This window comes from Brachybacterium rhamnosum, from assembly GCF_039526185.1.
GTDB lineage: Bacteria > Actinomycetota > Actinomycetes > Actinomycetales > Dermabacteraceae > Brachybacterium > Brachybacterium rhamnosum.
This window is the reverse complement of the sequence record NZ_BAAAIS010000003.1, coordinates 806,510-827,801: the sequence shown is the minus strand read 5'-3', so window position 1 is coordinate 827,801 and position 21,292 is coordinate 806,510. Positions and strand designations below refer to the sequence as shown.

Here is a 21,292-nt window from a genome sequence, read left to right as displayed (position 1 = left end):
CAGGAGATACGGCTCTCATGGTACGTCGGACGGTGACAGCGGATCAAGCATCGCTGTGGGCGCTGGGCCAGCTGATCGCGGGCCGATCGCGCGTTCGTATAGGACGCTGGGACGGTCGTAGGAGCAAGTGGCAGTACTCCACGCGCGATGAGCGGGACTTGACGGCAGAAGTGCCGGACAGGCCAGCGGCGGTGCTGCTGTACAACTCGCAGGCGCGTTGCCGGACGCTGGTGGTCGATGTGGACGTGCCCGGCGCCGATGGGCTGGAGCTGCTGCACCGGATCGTGGCACTGCTGGAGCGCTGCGGAGCACGAGTCGTCGTAGACCGGTCTCCCGCGGGCAAGCATCACGTCTACGTGCCGCTGCGCGACGGTCTGAGCGTCGAGGAGGCAGGGACGCTGGCGAAAGCACTGGCGCGCCGCTTCCCGGGCGTTGATCCGCTGCCTCACACCACCGGGGCGACCTCGGGCTGTATCCGTACACCGGGCTCTCCCTACAAGGACGGCAGCGGCTACCAGGAGCTGGTCACGCCGCTGGATACGGCGCGGCGGGTGCTGCTGATGCGCAACGGCTCCGAGGTACTGGGAGCACTGCGCCGGGAGCTGACCGAGGAGCTGGCTGCGGGGGCGCGCGAGGCAATGACGCTGGCGCGGCCCCTGGAGGAGCTGGAGGAGGAGGCGGCGGTGCTGAACGCACCGTTCGTCGGCCGGGTCATGGCTCCGCGCTTCGTGAGGCTGGCTCAGGAGGGGCTGTACCGGGAGGCCGGCTACGGGGATCGCTCCACGGCGCGTATGGCGGTGCTGTGCGCGGCGGCACGGGCGGGACTGCGTTTTGAGGACGTGGTGGCCCGGGTGGAGGACGGGCGCTGGGCGGGCCTGGTCGAGCTGTTCCAGAACGCGAGCAAGCCGGGGCAGCTGCTCGGCAAAGAGTGGCGGAAGGCCGTCGCTTTCGTGGCGAACAGCCAGCGCATGCAGAAGTCTGTCCGTCACTGCAACACAAGCGAGGGAGTGGAAGTCACGAGGGGGGCACCCAGGGCTCGCACGAACGAAGAGATCGCGATTGACGAGCATCGCTTCATCCGCCGTTGGCGAGCGGTGCTGGCTGAGGTAGAGGCGCTGGAGCTGTCCGGGCCACGGGGGATGCACGCACGGTTCCTACTGCGGGCTCTGGCTGCTGCTGCTCATCAGAAGGGCTCCCGGCACATCGAGTTCGGGGTGCGCTCTCTGTCGCTGGCTCTCCCGGTGCAGCCGTCGACGGTCTCTCGCGTCCTAGCCGAGCTGCGATCTGCTGAGGACCCCTGGCTGGTGCTGGTACGAGAAGGGGAGGGAACCCGTGCTGACCTGTACGAACTCCGCATTCCTGCCCGTCACGCCGAGCGCGTCGAGCACGTTGAGCTGCCGAGCGGGAAGGTTCACGCCCTGCGGCCGGTCTTCCGCGAGCTCGGCGTCGTGGCGGCACTCGTCTTCGAGGCGATCGAGCACGGGGCTCCCTCGATCGAGACGGCCCGGGTGCGTGCGGCGGTGTCGAGGTCAGCGGCCTATGAAGCACTGGAGTTGCTGCTGGCCTGGGGATTGATCGAGCGCGACGGCAGGGGCCGGTTGCTGGCGGTGCCGTCACGTCTGGGGGAGGTGGCCGAGCGCGTAGGTGCGGCTCTGGTCGTGGGGCTGCTGGTCGAGCGGTTCCGTGCCGAGCGGCGCGCGTGGATCGAGCACCTGTCGCGCCACGCGGTCTCGGCCGAGTGGTGGGCGGCGGTGGTGCGGGATGGTCCTCCGCCGGATGTTGGATTTGAACCGGAGCTCGTGGGCGTCGCTTAGCGCTGTGTCGTGGTGGGCGCGCTTGTCGATGAGGACAGATAGACGGAGGAGCTGCTATGTGGATTTTCAGGGTGCGCAAGGTTCAAGTGGCGCTGGCTGCTGTGGGGGCGATCGTTCTGGTCATCATCGCCCTTGCGGTGGTGGGCCAGTTTTCCACGGTGCCGGAGGACGAGAGGATCGACGTGAGACCCACGAGCGAGGAGCCCAGCGTGGTCGGGCTGGATGATCCGACCCAGGAAGCGAACCCGGTGGTGCTGCCGCTGCCGAGCACGAGTGAGCCCCAGGAGCTGGCGCCCGCGGTCGCGGAGGTGCTGGGCAGTGGGGATACGGCCCGGTTCCAGGAGGCGTACTACGTGGCGACGATCGCGTCGGCTGCGCCGGAGATTCCGAACGAGGGCGGGGAGCCGACGACGCCTCAGCAGTGGGCGCAGCAGGTTGTCACTACGGCGTGGGAGCAGGACCCGTGGGCGGATCGGGCGCAGTACAAGACGACGGACACGTTTACGGCGCAGAAGGTGACCACGGCCGATACCGGGGCGTTCCTGGACGTTTTTGCGCCGCTGTCGGTGGAGGGCTCGCACGAGGCGCGGGAGTACCTGACGGGCGAGGGTCTGGTGGTCATGGGAGTTCAGGGGACGCTGCTGCGCGAGGTCACTGATCCAGAGGACGGGCTCCGCAAGCAGAGGGACATGGGCACGGTGAGCTGGACGGTTGCAATGCTGTGCCCCGAAGGCGAGGACTGCACGGTGTTCCTCGCTCTTCCCGGCACTCTCTCGAAAGCAGCGGAGGAGGGCTGAGTCATGGGTGACCTGTTGGAGGACCTTGCAGGAGCGGGCGTAACGCTGGGTGGCGGCATCGTGTCGGCCGGCGCGACTGTGGTCGGGGGAGGTTTGAGCCTGGTGGGGAATGCGGCCAAGGACGCTGTGGGAGACGTGATCGAGGGCAAGGCCGAGGAGTTCCTGTGGGACTTCGCGCAAGCCGTCGTGGACGGCACGCAGGTGCTGTTCCATCTGATCGTGGATCTGATGCTCCAGCTGTCCGAGCCCCAGGTGACCGGGGAGTTCATTTACACGATGGGTGGCCGGATCTTCTTCATCAGCCTGCCGCTGATCGTGGCGTTCGCGGCGATCCGCATCATATCGGCGTCGGTCCGGGCGCAGGCGCTCACCGGTGCGCGGGATGCCTTCATCGGCGCGGGGGTGTCGGTGCTGGGAACGGTGGCGCTGGTGCCGTTGACGGCCATAGCGGTGCGGGCGGTCGATGCCGTGGCAGACGGGATGCTGAGAGCGACCCTCGCTGATGGTGACCAGTTCGTGGATGAGGTCATGGCGGCGGTGGTGCAGCTGGGGACCTTGGTGGGGAACCTCGTCGGCGGCGCGGAAGTCGCTGGCCCGATCTCGCCCTGGGAAGTGCCGGCGGGAGGGGTCATTGCCACGTCGCTGATCTGCATTGCGGCCGCGGGGTTGCTGATGGTCGCGTGCGTCATCATCGGCCTGGCACTGGTGGCTCGGAACATGCTGCTGTACATCGTGATCGTGGTCGGTCCGCTGTGCCTGTCCGGGCTGGCGTGGGGGCCGACTCGGCGGTGGGCGTCGATCTGGCTGGGCTGGATGGTGGCGCTGATCTTCACCAAGTTGGCGATCGTCGTCGTCATGGGCCTGGGCGTCCTGGCGGTCACCTCGACCATCCAGTCCGGTGCCGTCAGCGCTGATCCGCTGCCGGGGCTGACCACGGTCCTGTCCGGGGTGCTGATGCTGATTCTGGCGGCGTTCATGCCGGTGGCGTGCTTCGCGCTGTTCGGCTGGATGGGTGAGGCCGGTGTGCGGGAACTCCAGGGTGCTGCCGACGGCGCGCAGGGAGCGCTCTCCTCCGTGCCCGCGTCCGCGCTGTCGGCTGGGCAGAAGGCCAGTGGGCGGCTGTCCTCGTTGCTTGACGGTGGCGGTGGCTCGGGCCAGGGCGCGAATCCGGGCCTGGTCGGTGGGGAGGCCGGCGGTGACGGCGCTGGGGGCGGTGACACGGCGGCTGAGACCGGCAAGGGCGCGGCGGTCGCCGCGACGGCCGGGAGCGGTGGCCTCGCTGCCGGCGCCGTGGTCGCAAGCGAGGTGGCTTCTGAGGCTGGAGAGGCCGGAGAGGGCGTCACAGACGGCGTGCAGGAGAACATCGGCGGCGCGGTCTCGGAGACGACCGAGACGACCGAGACGGGCGGGGACGGCCCCGCTGGTGGATCGAGCACTGCGGGTGGCGAGCAGCCGTACTCCTCGGAGGGTCCGGCACCGGGGGAGAGTGCCGGGGACGGTGGCAGCTCTGCTCCGGTGGGGAGCGATGTGCCGATGAGCGGCGATGTGCCGATGAGCGGCGAGGGGCCGGCGGCGGGGGAGCCGGCACCGGTCGAGGCACCGCCGGGTGGCACCGAGAGCAGCGCCCCGGTGGACGTTGCACCGGCGGCGCAGATGCCGCTGCCGGAGCCGGCACCAGTGGCCACGGACACGGGGACCTCGCAGGAGCCCGTGTCCTGGGACTTCCCACCCGCACCGGCAAGCGCTCCGCTAGAGATCCCGGTGACCGGTGAGAACGCGGAAGGGAGCAAGTGATGGGTGAGGGTGACGATCCGGTCAGGCCGCTGGTGCCGGTCAGTGACGGCATGGACTCGGCGCGGGAGCTGCTGATCTCTGTCGCGGGAACGATCGCCAACGCGGCGATCCTGGCCACCGTCGCGGCGCTGATCATCGGGGCGATCCTCTGGGGTACGGGCGTCGTGCTCCAGCGTCCGGGCCTGAGTCAGAACGGCGTGCAGACCATCGTCGGAGCGGTCGCGTGCGCGATCGTCGCGGCGGGTCTGAACACCTGGATCGCGTGGTTCGGACAGCAGGCCATCTCTATCTGGAACTAGCGCAGCTCGAGGAACGGTGGGGGGTGTCTCGGCGGAAGCCGGGGCACCCCCTCCTCGTGTGTCGTGACGGGCTGGCTTGTCCCTGCATGGGCGGTGAGAGGCACCGCCGATGAGTCGTGAAGGAGCCAGAGATGCTGGACGAACTGGTGGCAGGAACCGACCCGGGTGTTTCGCCGACGTGGGATGCACTGCCTCCCGGAGTGCGGACGTTCCTGGTCGATGTGGTGGGAACGCTGATGAACGTCGGCATTCTCGCGGCCGTGGCCGTGCTGATCGCGGGCGCGATCGTGTGGGGCTTCGGCGCGTTGAGCAACCGGCCCGGCGTCGGCAGCGTGGGCGTGAAGATCCTCGCTGTGGCTGCGGCCGTGGCGATCATCTGCGCGGGTGCCAACGCGGCGATCGGGTTCTTCGCGGGCCAGGGCGTGACGATCTTCTCCTGACCAGGAGGAGGGAAAGAGGAGGCCGGTATGGCTGTGGATATGGAGGAGCGCCGGGTCACTGCCCGGTTCCCGAGGCTGTCGGGCCGCGGCCTCATCATGGGCCTGGGGAAGGCCCAGCTGGTGCTGGTCGGCATCGCGTTCGTGAGCCTGATCGCGGCGTTCATGACGGGACGGTGGCTGTTCTTCGCGGCCGTCATCGTGGTGGCGCTGGCGCTGGTGCCGACCTGGTTTACCGGTCGGCCGCTGATTCAGTGGGTGCCGCTGCTGGGGCAGTGGGCCCGTCGCAAGGTGCGGGGTCAGACTTCCTACCGGGTGCGACCGCTGGCCCCTCGTCCCATTGGGACGCTGGGGCTCCCGGGGGATGCTGCTCGGCTGCGGGTGCTGGTCGATGAGCGCACCGGGGCGGGACTGCTCCATGACCCGAGTGCGAGGCGGCTGACGGCGATCGCCAAGGTCGAGCCGATGGACTCCTTCGCTTTGGCGGAGGGGTCGCGGCAGGACGTGGTGGCTGGGGCGTGGGGGTCGTTGCTGTCGAGCTTCTGCACCGATTCCTCCAACGGCGTGACTCGGGTCGGGGTGCTGCTGCGGTCGGTCAGCGACGGCGGCGAGGAGATCAATGCCTGGTTCCAAGAGCACGGCAGCGATCAGGTCTCCCCGGCCGCGTACGAGGCGTACGCCGACTACCTCTCGCGCTCCCGCACCGACTCGATCCGTCATGAATCGTTCGTCTCGATCACGCTGGACATGAAGGTCGGCGGGGTTGCCGCGCTGATCCGCCAGGCTGGCGGCGGTGTGGCCGGCGGCGCGGAGGTGCTGCGCAGCCGCATGGAGTACGTGCGGTCGCAGTTCACGGAGGCGTCCCTGTCGTTCGTGTCCTGGGTCGGCTCTGACGATGTGGCGGTGCTGGCGCGAACCGCCTATGACCCGGACGTGCAGCCGGAGCTGGAGGCGCACCGGGAGGTGGGCCGGTCCCTGGCGGGGGCCGGGCCGATGGGGCTGGATGAGTCGTTCACCTACCTGCGGACCGAGGCCGGCTATCAGCGGGTGCTGCTGGTGGTGGAGTGGCCGCGCAAGGCCACCACGGCGGGGTTCCTCCAGCACCTCGTGGTTGCTCAGGTGCGGCACACCTTCGCGCTGATCTGCGAGCCGATCCCCACGCGGAAGGCCATGGCCCAGGCGCGGCGAGCTTCGACCTCGGCCGAAACCTCGCGGATCTGGGAGCGGAAGTCGGGGGCCGTGGACACCGTGGAGCGCAAGCGCGAGCGGGCTGCGCTGGCGCGCGAGGAGGAAGCGCTGGAGTCCGGGCACGGCGCGCTGAACTTCGCGGGCCTGGTGACGGTCTCGGGGCACACCCTCGATGAGCTGCGCATGGCGACAGAGCAGGTCCGCACGGCCGCGCTGCGGTCGGGGTGCGAGCTGCGGATCATCGGTGGAGAGCAGGCGTCGGCGTTCATCGCCGGGGCGCTGCCGTTCGGAAGGGGCCTGTGATGCTGGAGGAACGCACGAAGCGCCGGGTGATGCGAGCCCGGTTCGGGGAGCTGTCGAGGGAGGAGCTGCGCGAGCTGCGCAAGGCTGAGCGCCGGCTGTTCATCGATGCGCACAAGCAGGAGGCCGCACAGCGGGCGCGGGTCGCGGAGCAGGAGAAAGCGGCCTGGCGGTCGCGGGACTTCCTGCCTGCGGCCGGCGAGGACGGGCCGACGGCGCTGCGCACGTCCCGATCCTTCGTCGCGCCGACCCATCGGGCGGACTCGGGGATTCTGGGGCTGGCGTACCCGTTCCTGGCGGACCCCGGGCTGGGGACCAAGGGGACGATGGTGGGCCGGAACCTGCTGGGGGGCAGCGCCTTCGTGTACGGGCCGTTTGACCTGTACAAGGAGGGGATCATCTCCGATCCGAACATCATCATCAGCGGCAAGGTGGGGGAGGGGAAGTCAACCCTCGTCAAGGTGCTGACCAGCCGGGGGGCAGCGTTCATGTGCCGCTCCTATGTCCCGGCTGACGTGAAGGGAGAGTGGACGGGGCCGTGCCGCGCGATCGGCGGCTCCGCGTTTGAGATCGGCCCGGGGATGCTGGCGCGGATCAACCCGCTGGCCAACCCGATCCACCGGCCTCCCTCGATCAGCGAACAGGAGTGGGTCATCACCTCCCGGAACCGGCGCGCGATGCTGCTGGAGTCGATCGCGGAGCGGCTGCTGAACCGGGAGCTGTGGGCCATGGAGCGTAGCGCCCTGGCCTACGCGCTGGAGCAGGTCGAGCGGCGCGAGCAGGAGGAACCGACACTCGCTGAGGTCGTTCACGAGCTGTTCAACCCGCAGACGAACAGCGACGGCAAGGTGCCCGATGGGTTCAGCAGCCTCGCTGAGGTCGCCACGAACTCGCGGGAGGTCGGGCACGCGCTGGCGCGGCTGACGACCGGCGCGCTCAGTGGCGTTCTGGATCGTCGCTCGGATGGGGTGCAGTTCGACCCGTCCGATCCGATGGTCTCGGTGGACGTGTCGCGGCTGCGCGGCAGTGAGCTGCTGGACGTGGTGATGACCTGCACCTCGTCGTGGATGGAGTCGGCGCTGATGGACGGCACCGACTCGCGGCGCTACATGATCTATGACGAGGGGTGGCGCGTGTTCGCGCGACCCCCGCTGCTGCGCCGGATGCAGGAGCACTGGAAGGTCGCCCGCAACTGGGGGATCTCCAACGTGCTCGTGATGCACGGCTTCGGAGACCTCCAGACGGCCGGTGACGGCGGGGAAGCCTCCCGCGCCATGGCCGCGAACCTCGTCAACGACTCCTCCACCGTGATCTCGTTCCGGCAGTCCGGCAAGGCCGTGGCCGCGGCCCAGGAGATGTTGGATCTGACCGACACCGCTTCGAGCCTGCTGACCCGGTTGCGGCGCGGGCAGTCCCTTTGGCGGATCGGGCAGCGGATGAGCCTGGTCCAGGTCACGCGCACCGAGCGCGAAGCGGCCCTGTTCGACACCGACGAGCGGATGGTGAGCCATGGCGCGGCGTGACACGAGAGACGAGATGCGGCGTCGAGCTGGAGGGCTCGATGCCGCACTTCCGTACCTGCTGCTGGTGGTGCTGGTGCCGCCGGTGCTGCTGTGGGGGGCCGGCTGGATCGTGGCGAAGCTGACCGGGCGGGCGTACAGCGCCGGCCCGGGGGAGCTGTGGGCGGCGATCACCGGACCCGGGCAGGCCGGGGCCGCTCTCGGCGCCGGCTCCACCTCTGCGGTGTGGGCGGTGTTCGCGGCGCTGCTGGCGGTGGTGGGGTTCCTCGCCGTGGCGATGTTCCGCACAGTGCGCGGGCAGCGCGAGCAGCAGCGCCAGGAGATCCAGAAGGAGAAGGGCCTGCCGGACAAGAGCGTGGTCGCACGGGAGTACGGAGAGCGCTCCGTCATGGCGCGGCGCAAGCAGATCCGGCCGGACTTCGTGCCCGAGGGCCGGCGTCCCCGGGTCACCGACTACGCCTTCTATGACGGCCGGTGCCAGGGCGTGAAGGTGTACACCACGTTTGAGACCCCGACGATGCTGCTGGCAGCGAGCCGGGTCGGCAAGACGCAGAACGTGATCGCGCCGCGGCTGATCGAGGCCCCCGGCGCGGTCCTGTCCACCTCCACGAAGACGGAGCTGGTGCGGCTGACGTGGGAGCACCGGGAGAAGCTGGGCGGTCCCATGCTGATCTGCGATCCCGAGGGCGTGGGTGCAGAGGCCGGGATGCCGGGTTCGGTGCGGTGGTGCCTGTGGTCCGGGTGCGAGGACGTGACCGAGGCGCTGTCGCGGGCGAAGGTGCTCGCCGCCGGTGGCTCGACTGGCGTGCAGAACGGCGACTTCTGGGAGAACGTCACCAAGCGGGTGTTCACCCCGCTGCTGCACGCTGCGGCTCTGTCGTCGGAGACGACCATGGCTGACTTCCAGAAGTGGTGCTTTGATCCGAAGTTCGCGGAGGACGCTCTGACGATCCTCCAGGAGCATCCGGGCTCAGAGGATCTGGCCGCGATGCTGGAGTCCGTGGTGAAGATGGACGACTTGGAAACCCGGGCGAATATGTGGGCTCCAGCGGCGAACGTCGGCACGGCCCTGGTGGACCCGCGTATCCGCGACACGTTCGGGCCCCAGGGTGGGCAGCTGAACGTCGATGACTTTCTGCGCCGCTCGGGCACGATCTACCTGATCGCCCAGGAGAACGGCAACGCCTCGTCGCTGGTGCTGACGCTGGTCGATGCGGTGTGGCGGCGCGCGGTGGTGCAGGCCAACAGCGCTCCGGGCGGGCGGATCGAGCCGCCGATGCACCTGAGCCTCGATGAGATCGGGAACATCGGCACGCTGCCGGTGCTGCCGCGGATGATGAGCGAGGGCGGTGGTCTGGGTATCCAGACCACGGCCGGGTTCCAGTCACTCTCTCAAGCGGAGCTGCGCTACGCCGCGGCCGGCGCGCGGGCACTGTGGCAGGCATCCACCCAGCGGTTTGTACTGGGTGGCGTGTCTGATGACTCGGTGCTCAGTGAGCTGTCGCGGATCGGCGGGACACGCACGGTGGTGCAGGAGTCGGTGAGCACCAATCGGCGGGGTGAACAGCCGGGTCGGTCATACTCCGAGCGCGAGGAGAACGTGCTGGAGAAGAGCCAGATTGAGACGATGCGGCGCGGTCTGGCCTGCGTCGTGGAGGCTACGAAACATCTCATCGTGGTGGAGCTGGAACCGGCCTTCCGGCGCTACCCCACGACGAAGAAGGATCGGGAGCTGGGGGACTCTCGTCCGGTGGCTGCGGGGGCAGTGCCGGGAGCGACCGAGACGAACACCGAGAGCCCGAAGGGTGAGCAGTGATGCCGAAGCAATCGCGCGAGGAGTACCTCGCTGAGCGAGCCCAGAAGGTTGAGCAGCTGACCGAGGCTATGGCTGATCGCGTGTCTGCGATCGCCACCGGTGCGGAAGCACAAGACCTGGTGGCGTTCGTGGCGCAGTTCCGATCCCGGTCTCCCCGAAACGCCATGCTGATCTATCAGCAGTGGGAGGCGCGCTGCCAGGCGCAGGAGGACCCGGCGCAGCGGCCGGAGCGGCCCAGCATGATCGCGGGATACAAGCAGTTTCAGGAGATGGGCCGGCAGGTCCGCAAGGGCGAGAAGGGCTATCAGATCCTCTCGCCGGTGACCGCGAGGTTCGCTTCGGCCACGCCCCAGGACGCGAACTCGTGGCGGCGGCTCGCGCCGCGGGAGAAGCCCAACCCGGGGGAGCGGGTGGAGTCCAAGATGGTCGGGGTGAAGCCGGCGACCGTCTTCGACATTTCCCAGACGGACGGGCCGGAGATCCCGGCGCTGCCGGCGTGGGAGCCGCTAGCCCCGGCCTCGTCCCGGAGGGGCTGCGCGAGGCCGTGGAAGCGGAGATCGCGGCCGAGGGCTACACGCTCTCGAGCACCGTCAACGGGCAGACCGGCGCGGAGGGCACCACCGACTTCCGCTCCAAGGTCGTGACTTTCGATGCGAGCCGCGCCGAGAACGAACAGGTGGTCACGCTGCTGCACGAGCTGGGGCACATCAAGCTGCACTCCCCAGCGGCCGGCTCCGACATGCTCAACAGCTCGGCCCACCGGGGGCAGATGGAGTTTGAAGCGGAGACGTTCGCTCACGTCATCGCGGGGCTGCACGGGATGGACACCTCGGCCTCGTCGGACGCCTACGCCGCCGGCTGGACGTTCGGGCAGAACCACGCCGATCCCAGCCGCACCGCCGAGATGACCGTGAGCGCTGCTGATCGGGTGATGAAGGCGGTCAACGGCACCATCGACCGGATGCCGGTGGGCGGGGACCTCGGCACCGGGGCACCGCCCAAGCCCGAAGGAACGAACGCGCCGAGCCCTGAGCAGCGGCGCGTACGGAACGCTCTGCGCATGGAGGCGCAGGCCCCGGCGAAGATCCGCGAGGAGTCGCCGGTCGAGGACGGGCCGCGGCCGACGCTGCGCGCCCGGCGATGAGAAAGGCAGGCAGCGATGAGTACACCGACCGACCGAGATCCGGAGGAGCTGGAGGGCGCGCAGCGGCGCGCTTTCGACTCACGCTGGCAGGCATGGACAGAGCAGTGGGAGAGGGAGACCGGGTTCAGTACTGGCCTGGAGGTGCGCCGGGCGATGCTGACCGACGAGCCGCCGCGGGTGGTCCTGGGCCGCGAGGGACTACCGGACACCACCGATGAGGTCACGGTGTCGCTGGGCCGCGACGATGGGCCGTGGATCGTCCAGCACGATTCCGCGGGGCAACGGCTCTCACTGCGGGAGACCGCGGACCTGCTGGCGGTCAACGGCCCCACGCTGCGAGGCGCACGCCTCGCGGTCCTCGATGGGCTGGAGCAGTCCGAAGCCGCGGCCGGGCGCACACCCGCTGATCGCGCGCCGGCCCAAGCGCCAGCCGCGACGGTGCGAGAGCGCAACGCAGAGCGCCTGGCACGGCAGGTGCCGGCGGGAATCCGGGACGAGGACCCAGCAGCGTCGTTACGCTCCAGCGGGCCGCGTCTGAGCCAATGAGAAGGGTTCGAGGTCACGCCGTCGTGGGCCAGCAGCGGGCACGACGCCGACGCCAGTACGCCGAGTACATGGCCTCGGCGGCGTGGCATATCCGCCGGCGCCGCTGGGTCGAGGACGAGGAACAGCGCACCGGAAGGCCGGTGAGCTGCGCGGTCTGCGGCAGTGAGGACTGGGACGACTTGCACCACCTGACCTATGACCGGATGGGGCAGGAGCGGCACGGAGACATGGTGGCGCTGTGCCGTCCCCACCATGAACAACTGCACCGGGCCTATGACGCTGGTCGTTGGCGGCACTTAGGCTACGAGGCGGTGATGCGGCGACTGCTGCGTCTGACCCGCGAGGAGCACGAACGGCGGCGAGCATGACGCGATGGTGGATGCGCGAGGCGGCGGGTCTGGTCGAGGACCAGGGCCGTCCTGCTGTGCCGTTCCACGCCCTGCACACCGCCCGCGACCTGCCGGATGCGGAGTCATGGCTGGAGGTGCCGGGCACCCGCTGGGGCCAGCGGCACCGGGAGCTGACCGCCCGCGCCAACTTCAACCACCTGGAGAAGGCGTACCCCTTCGTACAGCGCGTGGTGGCTGTCGATGAAGGGTGGCGGTCTCTGATCGTGCGCGACGTGGATGGGTGGCGACTGGAGAGCGTGATGGGGGTCCTCGAGGACGGGCGCGCGGTCAGCCAGGCGGCGCTATCGGCGCTGCTGCGCCGTCTGCTGCGCTCTCACGTCGAGCAGATCGAGGCACCGGAGCTGTGCGAGGAGCTGCCGCGGCTGCTGGAGCAGGCCGGCGCCCACCGAGCGGCCCGCGCCGTTGCGGGCTCGCTGGATGACGAAGCGGTGGTGCGGGCTTATCTGACGATCGCGGCCGACACCTCCCCGGTGCCGGAGGTCGATGCGCTCGGGGCACGGTTCCCAGCGCATGCCGTCGTGGTGGAACGGCTTGTCCAAGCAGTGAGGAAGAGACCGGAACTGGTCACGGTGGGGGCTCCGCTGGGCGGGGCTCCGTCGTGGCAGACGTACGAAAGGTGGGTGTTGGGATGAGTGACCACGAAGACGACTTCGCGGACCTGGAACTGGAGATCGAGCAGACCGACGAGCCGGAGGTGGCCGAGCTGCCGACGCCCGTGGATTGGATGGGGCTGTCGATCCACGAGTGGGGCGAGGAGATCGGCCGGCTGCGCCTGTGGGTCGCGCAGATCGTCACGGAGTGGGCTCTGCCGGCGTCCGTGATCCTGCCCTGCTGGGAGCAGCACCCCGGGCAGGTGCAGCTGCTCGGCGCGCTGCGCGATGGGTACGACACGCTCTACCACGAGATGCAGCCGGGCACCGGCTCGATCGACTGGCAGCGGTACTGGGCGTGGGGGCGCGCAGAGCTGGCCTCGATCACCGGGGCGCTACGGTGCACGCCGACCGAGCATCGCGCCGACAAGCTCCAGGAATGGGCTCGCTCGATCGCGGAGGAAGGCGAGTCGAGCGAATACGCGGCGGCTGCTGATTCCCGCGTGGAAATGGCGGTCCAGAATCACCTCAACAAGGGCCGCACGGGCGGTCCCTTGAATGTGGTGTTTGTTGATTTCAGCAAGGAACGCTGAGGAACAGCGGGCATTAAGTCGCTGGGACGCAAGAAAGGCCGGGGCAAACGCCCCGGCCTTTCTCTGTGGAGCTGGCTGTTAGCGCAGCGGGTGGGAAGGGTGTGGCTTCGTTCGCTTGGTGGCGGGGTTTTTGCAGCGCTCCGTGGCGGTCTTGTTGCCGCGATCACGCAGGACTGGTTGCAGGTAGGTGTCGCGGTCTGGACCGAGAGGGGTGCGCCCGGTCGGGGCCGTTTGGATCGCTGCCGCTGCGTTAGAGTCCGAAGGCTCCGCCGCTGACGAGGATCACGATGCCGAGGCCGATGAGAACGATGGGGAAGAGGATGTGCTCCCAGCGTTCGAGTACTTCGGCGATCGGGGGGCGGGTGGCGACGAACTTTGCCAGGGCCACCAGGACCGCGACGAGCGCGAGGAAGACGATGCAGTAGGCGACTACTGCGAGAGGTTCCACGCTGAGGAAGACAGGGGTGTAGACCCCGATGTTGTCGCCGCCGTTGGCAAGGGTGACGCCTGCGACTGTCCACACGCCGACCTTCTTGCCGGCAACCTTGGCCTCGTCGTCATCGTCGTCATCGTCTCCGCGCCAGGCCTGCCATGCGGCCCAGAGGCCGAGGCCCAGAGGGATGAGACCGAAGTACGGGATGGCTGCCGAGGGCAGGAATGCTCCGGCACCGATGGTCACCAGGACCGCGGCACCGAGGATGCCGGCGAATCCGAGGTACTGGCCGGCCAGAATGCGGGCGGTAGTGCCGCGCTGGCCTGCCCCTCGCGCGAAGAAGAGGGAGAGCACGATGATGTCGTCGATGTTGGTCGCTGCGAACAGGCCCATCGCCTGCAAGACCGAGGTGAGGATCATGCGCCCTCCCCAGCTGCGTCGCATCCGGGAAGCGAGCAGGCGGGATCGATGCACGGGGCGTCTTCGTCCACTGCCAGGGTGGCATCGACCAGTGCCGTCAGCGCCTGCGCCAGGTGCGAATCGGCGATCTCATATCGTGTCCGACGACCCTCGGGCTCGGAGACGACGATCCCGCAATCGCGCAGGCATGCCAGGTGGTTGGACACGTTCGGGCGTGTCAGGTCCAGATCTCGGGCCAGTTCCGCCGGGTAAGCGGGATGGTCGAGCAGGGTCAAGATGATCCGGGATCGAGTGGGGTCGGCCAGTGCACGACCCAGGCGGTTCATCACGTCGAGACGCGAAGCAATAGTCAGCATGCACTGAACTATACAGTGCGGACTGAACACTCCGCCCCGTACGGCAATCCGCCTGCTCGCCCGCTCGTGACGGCTGTCAGCGCAGTGGGCGAGAGGGGCGCTGTGCGTCCTCGTCCTGGATCGGTCGCTGCGGCAGCGCGGTGCGCGACTGGGCGGGCGTCGGGGTGCTCTGCCGGGCGCGGGCGTGGCGCTGGCGGTTCTCCTTCGCCGCCGGCTCCTCGGGCATCTCGCGCCGCACCTTCGCCTCCTGGCGCAGCTCGTTCTCCTGAGCGTCCAGGTCGGTGAGGTCCAGGCGCGCGGTGTGGATCGACTTCGCGAGCGACACCTCAGTGCGGTCGGCCTTCTCGACCTCGGCCTGCGCGCGCGCTGCCTGAGCCGTGGCCTGCTCCACCCGGGCCGGGAGGCCGGCCGCGCTGACCGTGCGGTGAGCGGCCTCGGCCGCGGTCGCCTGCACCCAGGTCTCGGCCGCGGTCTCCTCGGGCACCGCGCCGTGCGCGGCGATGAAGCGCTCCTCGACCTCGGCGGCGGCACGCTGCGCACCGCGACGGCGCAGCATCCCGGCCGACGCTGCCGCCTCGCGGGCCTGCTGAAGAGCGGTCAGCTCGGCCCGGAGGGTCGTCGCGTGCTCCCGGGCTGCCTGCTCGGCCGCGGCGTCCATCTGCTGCTGCGCGGCGCGGGCGACGGCTGCTGCCTGCTCGGCCTCGCGACGCATGTCGGCGGTGTGCGCCCCGGCGCTGTTCTGCTCGGCCGACGCGCGGGCGATGGTCGTGCGGGCCTCGTCGCGGTCGGCGCGGATGCGGGCCTGCTCCTTGGCGAGGCTGGCGGCGAGACCGAAGGGCCGGCGCAGCGAGTCGGTGGGCTTCGCCGGCTCGTAGATCGCGGCGTGCTCGCGGGCGTGCTGCTCGGTGCGGGCCTGCTCGGGGTCCATCACGGTCCGAGTCTCGATCTCCTCGGCCAGGCCGGACAGGTGGTGGTCGATGCGTCCGAGCTGCTTGCGGGACTTCTCCAGCCGCGCGCTGACCTCCTCCAGCTGGCGCTGGGCGATCTCGTGACGCTTCTCGGCGGTGCGGATCGTCAGGGCATCGGCCTGGTCGCGGCGGGCGACGGCCACGGCCGGCTCCAGCTCCACGCTGATCTTCTCGGCCAGCGTGTGGTGGCGGTTCTCGTCGCTGCGGACCGTGGCGGTGAGCCGGTCCCGGCGGCGGGTGAGGCGGTCGTGGACCACTCCCGGATCGGGCAGGTCCCCGTAGGGGCGCTGCCGCCACGACTCGGCGTCCCGCGCCGGCTCGGCCTCCGCGTTCGTGCCGGCGCGGTCGAGGTCGCTGGCGACGAGCTGGCGCAGCTGCTCGTCGGTCAGGTCGTTGCGCTCTCGGAGGATCGCGTCACTGAGCTGGGTCAGCACTGCGGTGGTGTCGGCCCCGGTGACCAGGGCGCGGTTCTCGAGCTTTCCGCGGGTCATCCCCACGTAGAGCTGGGCGGCGGTGGTGTCCTCGGAGACGACCGTGACGGCGCGGCGGGCGGTGACGCCCTGCGCGCCGTGGATGGTGCTGGCGTACCCCAGGGCCACGCTCGCGGCGGCGTACTCGGCGGGGATCTGCTCGGTGCGCTGGTCGATGCCACCGGAGAGCGTCACGGTGCCGTCCTCGGCCACGTCCCGCACCGTCCACACCTCGCGGTTGGCGACGGTGAAGTCCTCGCCGCGGTGGTTCCGGCGGGTGGTCACCACGTCTCCGATGTGCAGCACTGCGCCGTCGCGGCCGGCGGCGGTCGTGGTGCTGGTGTCGAGCTGGCCGGCCTCGATCCGGGCTTCCTGGATCGCGGTGTTGATCGCGTCCACGGTCTCGTTGTTGGTGGCCATGACGGCGATCGACTCGCCGGCCCCGTGGGCGGTGAGCCAGGCGGCTGCGGCCTGCTCGGTCTGGGCGGCGCTGTCGCTGAGCCGGTCCACATGGCCGTGCTCGTGCAGCCACAGGGCCACCTCGTGCGCCTTGGCGGGGGTCCCCGCGGTCCGCATGTCGCGGGAGATCTCGGCGTAGGCGGTGTCGGCCACGCGGGGGTCATCGGCGCGGCGGAACCGGTGGATCGAGTGGAGGTCCACGCGGGCGTCCTCGGGCACCTGGGCCTGGACCAGGGCCATAGCGCCGGAGTGCCCCACGGGACGGACCTGGTGGGGGTCACCGACCAGGGCGAGCCGTGCCCCGGTGTCGTCGGCCACGGTCAGCAGCGCGGCCATGGCGTCGACGTCCACCATGCCGGCCTCGTCGCAGACAATCACGTCACCGGCACCGAGCTGCGCGGCGGCGCTCGGGCCGTAGTAGATCGAGCCGTCCGTGTCGGTGTCCCCGGAGGAGAGGCGCTGCCAGGTCGTCTGCCCGGACGCTGCGGTGCGCCACCGGAACCCGTGCTGATACAGCAGCGCGTGGAGGCTGGAGCCGTCAGCGCCGATCTCGGCCTGCGCCACCTGCGCGGCCTTCATCGTCGGCGCGACGGTCAGCATCCGGTGACCGTCAGCGGCGATCGCCCGCTCTGCGACGGTCAACATCGTGGTCTTGCCGGCCCCGGCCGGCCCCTCGATCGTCACCAGCGGGGAGCTGCCGGCCACGGCGCGGGCCGCGGCGATCTGGCAATCATCGAGCTGCACCGGATCATCCCCAGCGGCGGCGCGTTCGGCGTCCACCACGGCGACGACCGCGGCGATCGTCTCCACGGGCGCCGGTGCCGGGTCTCCGATCGCCGCGCGGACGGCGGCGCGCTCGGTGATGCGGGCGCGGGCTTCACCCACGGCGGTGAGCCGGAGAGCCTTCACATCGTCGGGGCCGCGGACGCCGGCCGGAGCCAGCGACTCGACCTCCAGCAGCGCCCGGGTCTCGACCTCTCCGATGAGGCGGTGCAGCTCCTCGGGGGCCACGGTCAGCTGCGCCTGCGCCACGGCCATGGTCGCCCCGGCGCGGAGGTCCACGCGGGAGAACCGGCCCTGCGAGCGGACGGCCCGCTGATCGGTCCAACCCAGCGCGTAGGCGGTCAGCTGGTCCCGGTCCACCTCGTGCGCTTCGCGGGGCTGCACCGGGGCCGGCGGGCGGGCCACCAGCACGGCAGGGTCCACGTCGGCGATCTCACGGCGCACCTGATCGCGCCACTGGTCCTCGTCCAGCTCGTCGGGCTTCTGCGCTCGATCCAGCGCCCACGCCTGCCGGTCCCACGATTCGATGAGCCGCGGGCTGGGCTCCTCGCCCGGATTCGCGGCCCTCCACTCCCGCTCGAAACGGGCCTTGTTCCGGCCGATCTGGGCCGCGCGCTTACTCATCGGTTCCACAAAGTGAGACAGCTCCGCGATCTCTCCCTCGTCGTTCAGCGTGTACCCGTGCGAGGCCAGCGCTGCCCTCCAGCGGGCATCGGTCCGCGCTGCCAGCTCGCCCCGGGCGTTGACGAGCACCTGGTGCCGGAACACCTGCTGCGAGTCCACGTTGGACCACTTCCCATCGGCGCCCTGCACCTTGGCGTTGAGCCAGAGGTGGCGGTGCGCGTGGGGGTCCAGGGACCGGGAGCGCTCGTGGTCCAGGGTCACGACTTCGACCTGCGCCAGGCCGATCCGCTGCTTCCCTCCCGCGCCGCGGCGGGTGGTCAGCTCCTCGCTCCAGGCGGTGACGGTCTCCTCGGTCACCCGGTCCATCAGAGCGTCGAACTCCTCGCGCAACTCGGGGTGCAGCACTGCCGCCAGCGAGTAGGACTTCGGGGCGTTGATCGTCGCGTCATAGAGCAGATGGGCGTCCGGGTAAGTCATCGTCCGGCCGCGTTGCTCGCCGGTCGCGGGGTCCACGCCGTCGATCCACGCGCGCAGCTGCTCGGCGTCCAGCCGGTCGCGTTGGATGCCGTCTGTCCGGGCGGTGTGCCGGACGACGGTGGGGGCGTCGTCGGGGCCGTACGCGGCGGCGGCATCCGCGCCGGCCGAGACCTGGCGCTCGACCTCGGCGGCGTCGCAGCCGCCCTGGAGGGCGTAGGCCGTGGCGTGACGGATTCCGTGGCCGTCAACGCCACGTCGCCACACCTGTACCCCTCCGCGCATGCGGCCAGCGTAGCGCACCGACCACGTAGTGCTTGCGTGCATTGCTGTAGCTGGTGAGGAAGCTGGAAGGTGACGGGAGAGTTTTAGGGGTGCCGAGGAACAGCGGCGGGGTGCCGAGGAACAGCGGCGGGGTGCCGAGGAACAGCGGCGGGGTGCCGAGGAACAGCGGCGGGGTGCCGAGGAACAGCGGCGCTGTCGGGGCGAGGTGGCTTGTCGTAGGCAGCGACGAGAGGAAGAACGATGAACGGGACGAGGAAGTACCTGGACCGCGGGCGGCGGGTCGCGCTGGAGGGACGGCCCTATGCGGTGGATTGGTGGGATCTGGTGGGGCTTGGCTTGGCGAAGGGCCGGGACGGGCGCGCCGACGATGCCCCGTTTTTGTCCGAGGTGATGTGGGAAGGGGTCAGCGGGCTTCCCCGCTTCCCCCGGCCGGCGCTGCTGGATCACCCGTTCCTCCGGCCCGCGCTGGACCGACGAGAGGAGGAGACCATGGCCTACCTGACCGAGCAGTGGAGCAAGGCGTGGGTTGATCCACTACGCCGGGACGCCTCCGAAGTTCGGGAGCTGCTGGACCGGCCAGACTGCCTCACCGCGGGCGTGGGCGCGCACTACATGACGGGCTACGGAGCCTCGATCTCGGAGGGCCTGAGCACCTGGTACACCGGTTTCTGCGCACGCTGCATGCGGGCAGTCCTCCTGCGGATCGACCTCGACGACCCCGAAGAACTCTGGGTGAAAGCGTGGCCGTTTTACGATCAAGAAGCGGAGTACGCGGCGGGGGATGCGACATGAACGCCGACGACTCCCGGCACGACAGCACGGGTGCCGATCCGCGCCAGGGAGACCTCCTGGAGCTGCTGGCAGCGACCGAGACCGAGGACCAGCAGTATCGCGATGCGAGACGGCGGCGGCTGCGGGAGACCGGCCACGGGAAGCCTGCGGACTCGGACGCAGCGCGCCAGGGGCGCGGTCGCTGAGACCATAGGGCACCGGAACGGAGCGAGGGAGACGGTCATGGGCAGTGAAGTCGAGGGGTTCAGCGACACCGGAATGATCGTGTTCGGCGCAACCCTCGGGGGCCTCGCCCTCGTCATCGTCGTGGCGTCGTTCCTGACGCTGCTGTTCGCCCGGCGCCACCGGTTCCTCAAGAGCTGCGGGGTGTTCCTGGGTGGCTCGGTGATCGCCACGCCGATCTTCATCGTCGCCGCCTTCATCGCCATGTACGTCTAGGCAGCGCTCCCCCACAGCAGTGACCCCCGTCCTCGAGGACGGGGGTCACTGCTGTGGGGTGGTGGGGTCATAGGGCGATGCGCCCTCGTGGTGCTGCCGGATCTAACCCGATCTGCCCTCCGCGCCCGGCGCTGCGGCCGGGAGCCAGCGCCTTGATTTTGTCGGGCCGGAAGCCGCTCCAGTGGTCCTCGCTCGTGACGACCACGGGGGCCTGGGCGTGGCCGAGCTCTTTGACCTTCGCCAGGGCCGCTGGGTCCTTGGTCAGGTCCACGGTCTCGTACTCGATGCGGTTGCTGGTGAGTGCGCGCTTGGTGGCGTCGCACTGGACGCACTGCGGCTTGGTGTAGACGGTGACGTTCATTGGGGCCTCCTCGGTGGTGGGGATGGGCGGGGCCGGCTGCTGGGCGGTGCCCTCTGTGCTCGGGTCATCGGGGATCACTGCGTGAACCCCTCGGGAACGCGGGCAATCCCCACGAACTGGCCACCACTGAGGCGGGCATCGCTGATCTTCGTCACGGCCGCGCCGCGGCTCGCCTCGATCATCTTCCCGTCGCCCAGATAGATGCCGACGTGGGACACCTCAGCACCAAGCCGTCCCCAGGCTTCGAAGATGAGATCCCCGGGTTGCGCCTCGCTGGGAGAGACCGCGTGGGAGCGCAGCGCCGCCCACTGCGCGCGGGCGGTGCGGGGAAGCGTGATCCCTGCGGCCGCGTAGGCGTACGTCGTCAGTCCAGAGCAGTCCTGCCCGCCGCGTGTGGGGCCGTCCCAGCCGCCGCCCCCGAACACGTAGCGCTGTCCCAGGGTGGTGTGGGCGCGCTCGATCACAGCGGCTATGTCGCCGGTCGCGGTGGAGCTGCCGTCGCCGCACACCGCGGAGCCGGCCTCGTTCTGGTCGATCGACACGTCCACCCCGGACAGGGCGGACATGATCTCCCGCGCTGCCGGTTCGTGCTTGGCGTATGCCTGCGGGTGGGCGCTGCGCTGGACGCGCTGCGCGGCCACGGTCGGAGCCAGCGACTCCCAGCCCTCCACATTCACCAATCCGGGAATGTGATAACCCTTCGGGCCGGCTCCTCCGGGAATCGCTTCGGTGAGCGTCTTTCCCTTGTAGAACACGTTCGCGGCATAGGCGGTATCGCTGACTTCCTCTAGGGAGCCATACCAGCCAGCGAGCTGCCGCTGCTGGAATACTCCCGCGTCACCATTCCCGTCCGGCGTGAAGGTGCTCGGGTGGTCTCCTAGACGTGATTCCTGCATCGCGGTCATGAGCGCGATCAGCTGGCCTCGGGCCGAGATTCCCTCGGCCTCCCCCACCGTCATGATGATCGCGGCCTGCTCCATCGCGCGCGGCGTGTAGCCGCTGACTGGCGCGGGTAGCTCACCGTCGATGATGACCGACAGCGAGCTGCCAGCGCAGATCGCTTCGTTGCTGCCGGCGCTGCCGGCGAACATGCCGACTCCCACGACACCGGCCCCGGCAGCCAGGACCAGCGGCGCCGCGCAACCGGCCACCAGGCTCGCCGCGATCGCCTTCTTCTTCAT

Annotated in this window: 22 protein-coding genes; 17 read left to right on the top strand and 5 right to left on the bottom strand. The window is 69.8% G+C overall.

Annotated features, from left to right (window positions below; all coding sequences use genetic code 11):
• Positions 1 to 191: 191 nt before the first annotated feature.
• From ABD080_RS14015 to ABD080_RS13950, 14 genes are all read left to right on the top strand, one after another.
• Positions 192 to 1,814, top strand: coding sequence for a hypothetical protein (locus ABD080_RS14015; RefSeq protein ID WP_343905773.1), 1,623 nt, complete (start codon positions 192 to 194; stop codon positions 1,812 to 1,814).
• A 56-nt stretch (positions 1,815 to 1,870) separates the two neighbouring features.
• The gene (locus ABD080_RS14010; protein ID WP_343905771.1) at positions 1,871 to 2,611 is read left to right on the top strand and encodes a hypothetical protein; all 741 of its coding nucleotides are present in this window, start codon (positions 1,871 to 1,873) and stop codon (positions 2,609 to 2,611) included.
• Positions 2,612 to 2,614: 3 nt separating this feature from the next.
• Positions 2,615 to 4,405, top strand: coding sequence for a type IV secretion system protein (locus tag ABD080_RS14005; RefSeq protein ID WP_343905769.1), 1,791 nt, complete (start codon positions 2,615 to 2,617; stop codon positions 4,403 to 4,405).
• Entirely contained in the window at positions 4,405 to 4,704 is a 300-nt protein-coding gene (locus ABD080_RS14000) for a hypothetical protein (protein ID WP_343905767.1), read from the top strand. Before ABD080_RS14005 ends, ABD080_RS14000 begins: the two co-directional genes overlap by 1 nt.
• Before the next feature lie 131 nt (positions 4,705 to 4,835).
• Positions 4,836 to 5,144, top strand: coding sequence for a hypothetical protein (locus tag ABD080_RS13995; protein WP_343905765.1), 309 nt, complete (start codon positions 4,836 to 4,838; stop codon positions 5,142 to 5,144).
• A 27-nt stretch (positions 5,145 to 5,171) separates the two neighbouring features.
• Positions 5,172 to 6,632, top strand: a complete 1,461-nt coding sequence (locus ABD080_RS13990) for an SCO6880 family protein (RefSeq protein WP_343905763.1) — start codon at positions 5,172 to 5,174, stop codon at positions 6,630 to 6,632.
• Entirely contained in the window at positions 6,632 to 8,152 is a 1,521-nt protein-coding gene (locus ABD080_RS13985; RefSeq protein ID WP_343905761.1) for an ATP-binding protein, read from the top strand. Before ABD080_RS13990 ends, ABD080_RS13985 begins: the two co-directional genes overlap by 1 nt.
• On the top strand, positions 8,139 to 9,965 hold the full coding sequence (locus ABD080_RS13980; RefSeq protein ID WP_343905759.1) for a type IV secretory system conjugative DNA transfer family protein: 1,827 nt from the start codon (positions 8,139 to 8,141) through the stop codon (positions 9,963 to 9,965). The genes ABD080_RS13985 and ABD080_RS13980 overlap by 14 nt, the downstream gene beginning before the upstream one ends.
• On the top strand, positions 9,965 to 10,609 hold the full coding sequence (locus ABD080_RS16835) for an ArdC family protein (protein ID WP_377827323.1): 645 nt from the start codon (positions 9,965 to 9,967) through the stop codon (positions 10,607 to 10,609). The genes ABD080_RS13980 and ABD080_RS16835 overlap by 1 nt, the downstream gene beginning before the upstream one ends.
• Positions 10,510 to 11,109, top strand: coding sequence for an ImmA/IrrE family metallo-endopeptidase (locus ABD080_RS13970; RefSeq protein WP_343905755.1), 600 nt, complete (start codon positions 10,510 to 10,512; stop codon positions 11,107 to 11,109). The genes ABD080_RS16835 and ABD080_RS13970 overlap by 100 nt, the downstream gene beginning before the upstream one ends.
• A 15-nt stretch (positions 11,110 to 11,124) precedes the next feature.
• Complete coding sequence (locus ABD080_RS13965) at positions 11,125 to 11,655, top strand: hypothetical protein (protein WP_343905753.1); 531 nt, start codon at positions 11,125 to 11,127, stop codon at positions 11,653 to 11,655.
• Between the two features lie 23 nt (positions 11,656 to 11,678).
• On the top strand, positions 11,679 to 12,023 hold the full coding sequence (locus tag ABD080_RS13960; protein ID WP_343905751.1) for a hypothetical protein: 345 nt from the start codon (positions 11,679 to 11,681) through the stop codon (positions 12,021 to 12,023).
• Positions 12,020 to 12,697 (top strand): hypothetical protein, encoded by a 678-nt coding sequence (locus ABD080_RS13955; RefSeq protein ID WP_343905749.1) that lies wholly within the window; start codon positions 12,020 to 12,022, stop codon positions 12,695 to 12,697. The genes ABD080_RS13960 and ABD080_RS13955 overlap by 4 nt, the downstream gene beginning before the upstream one ends.
• Positions 12,694 to 13,248: a hypothetical protein gene (locus ABD080_RS13950; RefSeq protein ID WP_343905747.1), complete on the top strand. Its 555-nt coding sequence runs from the start codon at positions 12,694 to 12,696 to the stop codon at positions 13,246 to 13,248. Before ABD080_RS13955 ends, ABD080_RS13950 begins: the two co-directional genes overlap by 4 nt.
• A gap of 250 nt (positions 13,249 to 13,498) precedes the next feature.
• Here ABD080_RS13950 and ABD080_RS13945 read toward each other — a convergent pair whose 3' ends face one another.
• The 3 genes from ABD080_RS13945 to mobF form a co-directional block, all read right to left on the bottom strand.
• Positions 13,499 to 14,101 (bottom strand): cadmium resistance transporter, encoded by a 603-nt coding sequence (locus ABD080_RS13945; protein ID WP_016997609.1) that lies wholly within the window; start codon positions 14,099 to 14,101, stop codon positions 13,499 to 13,501.
• Positions 14,098 to 14,457: a Cd(II)/Pb(II)-sensing metalloregulatory transcriptional regulator CmtR gene (gene cmtR / locus ABD080_RS13940; RefSeq protein WP_006590980.1), complete on the bottom strand. Its 360-nt coding sequence runs from the start codon at positions 14,455 to 14,457 to the stop codon at positions 14,098 to 14,100. Before cmtR ends, ABD080_RS13945 begins: the two co-directional genes overlap by 4 nt.
• A 76-nt stretch (positions 14,458 to 14,533) precedes the next feature.
• Positions 14,534 to 18,520: a MobF family relaxase gene (gene mobF, locus ABD080_RS13935; RefSeq protein ID WP_343905744.1), complete on the bottom strand. Its 3,987-nt coding sequence runs from the start codon at positions 18,518 to 18,520 to the stop codon at positions 14,534 to 14,536.
• 240 nt (positions 18,521 to 18,760) lie between these two features.
• On the opposite strand from mobF, the gene ABD080_RS13930 reads away from it, so the two are divergent.
• Genes ABD080_RS13930 through ABD080_RS13920 form a run of 3 tightly spaced genes read left to right on the top strand, consistent with a single transcriptional unit; the run spans position 18,761 to position 19,750 of the window.
• Entirely contained in the window at positions 18,761 to 19,312 is a 552-nt protein-coding gene (locus ABD080_RS13930) for a hypothetical protein (RefSeq protein WP_343905742.1), read from the top strand.
• Complete coding sequence (locus ABD080_RS13925) at positions 19,309 to 19,497, top strand: hypothetical protein (RefSeq protein ID WP_343905740.1); 189 nt, start codon at positions 19,309 to 19,311, stop codon at positions 19,495 to 19,497. The genes ABD080_RS13930 and ABD080_RS13925 overlap by 4 nt, the downstream gene beginning before the upstream one ends.
• 37 nt (positions 19,498 to 19,534) lie before the next feature.
• Positions 19,535 to 19,750, top strand: a complete 216-nt coding sequence (locus tag ABD080_RS13920; protein WP_343905738.1) for a hypothetical protein — start codon at positions 19,535 to 19,537, stop codon at positions 19,748 to 19,750.
• 67 nt (positions 19,751 to 19,817) lie between these two features.
• Here the strand turns inward: ABD080_RS13920 and nrdH are convergent, their stop codons facing one another.
• Both nrdH and ABD080_RS13910 read right to left on the bottom strand, forming a co-directional pair.
• A complete protein-coding gene (nrdH, locus tag ABD080_RS13915; protein WP_343905736.1) occupies positions 19,818 to 20,111 on the bottom strand; it encodes a glutaredoxin-like protein NrdH in 294 nt (97 codons plus the stop codon).
• 74 nt (positions 20,112 to 20,185) lie between these two features.
• The gene (locus ABD080_RS13910) at positions 20,186 to 21,292 is read right to left on the bottom strand and encodes a C40 family peptidase (RefSeq protein WP_343905734.1); all 1,107 of its coding nucleotides are present in this window, start codon (positions 21,290 to 21,292) and stop codon (positions 20,186 to 20,188) included.

What these genes read in the sequence shown, in the direction of transcription:
- ABD080_RS13995 (WP_343905765.1), top strand. Translation starts at nt 4,836, where the DNA reads ATGCTGGACGAACTGGTGGCAGGAACCGACCCGGGTGTTTCGCCGACG.
- ABD080_RS13985 (WP_343905761.1), top strand. Translation starts at nt 6,632, where the DNA reads ATGCTGGAGGAACGCACGAAGCGCCGGGTGATGCGAGCCCGGTTCGGG.
- ABD080_RS13925 (WP_343905740.1), top strand. Translation starts at nt 19,309, where the DNA reads ATGAACGCCGACGACTCCCGGCACGACAGCACGGGTGCCGATCCGCGC.
- ABD080_RS14010 (WP_343905771.1), top strand. Translation starts at nt 1,871, where the DNA reads ATGTGGATTTTCAGGGTGCGCAAGGTTCAAGTGGCGCTGGCTGCTGTG.
- ABD080_RS13930 (WP_343905742.1), top strand. Translation starts at nt 18,761, where the DNA reads ATGAACGGGACGAGGAAGTACCTGGACCGCGGGCGGCGGGTCGCGCTG.
- ABD080_RS13910 (WP_343905734.1), bottom strand. Translation starts at nt 21,292, where the DNA reads ATGAAGAAGAAGGCGATCGCGGCGAGCCTGGTGGCCGGTTGCGCGGCG.
- ABD080_RS13980 (WP_343905759.1), top strand. Translation starts at nt 8,139, where the DNA reads ATGGCGCGGCGTGACACGAGAGACGAGATGCGGCGTCGAGCTGGAGGG.
- ABD080_RS14005 (WP_343905769.1), top strand. Translation starts at nt 2,615, where the DNA reads ATGGGTGACCTGTTGGAGGACCTTGCAGGAGCGGGCGTAACGCTGGGT.
- nrdH (WP_343905736.1), bottom strand. Translation starts at nt 20,111, where the DNA reads ATGAACGTCACCGTCTACACCAAGCCGCAGTGCGTCCAGTGCGACGCC.
- ABD080_RS13950 (WP_343905747.1), top strand. Translation starts at nt 12,694, where the DNA reads ATGAGTGACCACGAAGACGACTTCGCGGACCTGGAACTGGAGATCGAG.
- ABD080_RS13955 (WP_343905749.1), top strand. Translation starts at nt 12,020, where the DNA reads ATGACGCGATGGTGGATGCGCGAGGCGGCGGGTCTGGTCGAGGACCAG.
- ABD080_RS13945 (WP_016997609.1), bottom strand. Translation starts at nt 14,101, where the DNA reads ATGATCCTCACCTCGGTCTTGCAGGCGATGGGCCTGTTCGCAGCGACC.
- ABD080_RS14000 (WP_343905767.1), top strand. Translation starts at nt 4,405, where the DNA reads ATGGGTGAGGGTGACGATCCGGTCAGGCCGCTGGTGCCGGTCAGTGAC.
- ABD080_RS13965 (WP_343905753.1), top strand. Translation starts at nt 11,125, where the DNA reads ATGAGTACACCGACCGACCGAGATCCGGAGGAGCTGGAGGGCGCGCAG.
- ABD080_RS13920 (WP_343905738.1), top strand. Translation starts at nt 19,535, where the DNA reads ATGGGCAGTGAAGTCGAGGGGTTCAGCGACACCGGAATGATCGTGTTC.
- ABD080_RS13990 (WP_343905763.1), top strand. Translation starts at nt 5,172, where the DNA reads ATGGCTGTGGATATGGAGGAGCGCCGGGTCACTGCCCGGTTCCCGAGG.
- ABD080_RS16835 (WP_377827323.1), top strand. Translation starts at nt 9,965, where the DNA reads ATGCCGAAGCAATCGCGCGAGGAGTACCTCGCTGAGCGAGCCCAGAAG.
- mobF (WP_343905744.1), bottom strand. Translation starts at nt 18,520, where the DNA reads ATGCGCGGAGGGGTACAGGTGTGGCGACGTGGCGTTGACGGCCACGGA.
- cmtR (WP_006590980.1), bottom strand. Translation starts at nt 14,457, where the DNA reads ATGCTGACTATTGCTTCGCGTCTCGACGTGATGAACCGCCTGGGTCGT.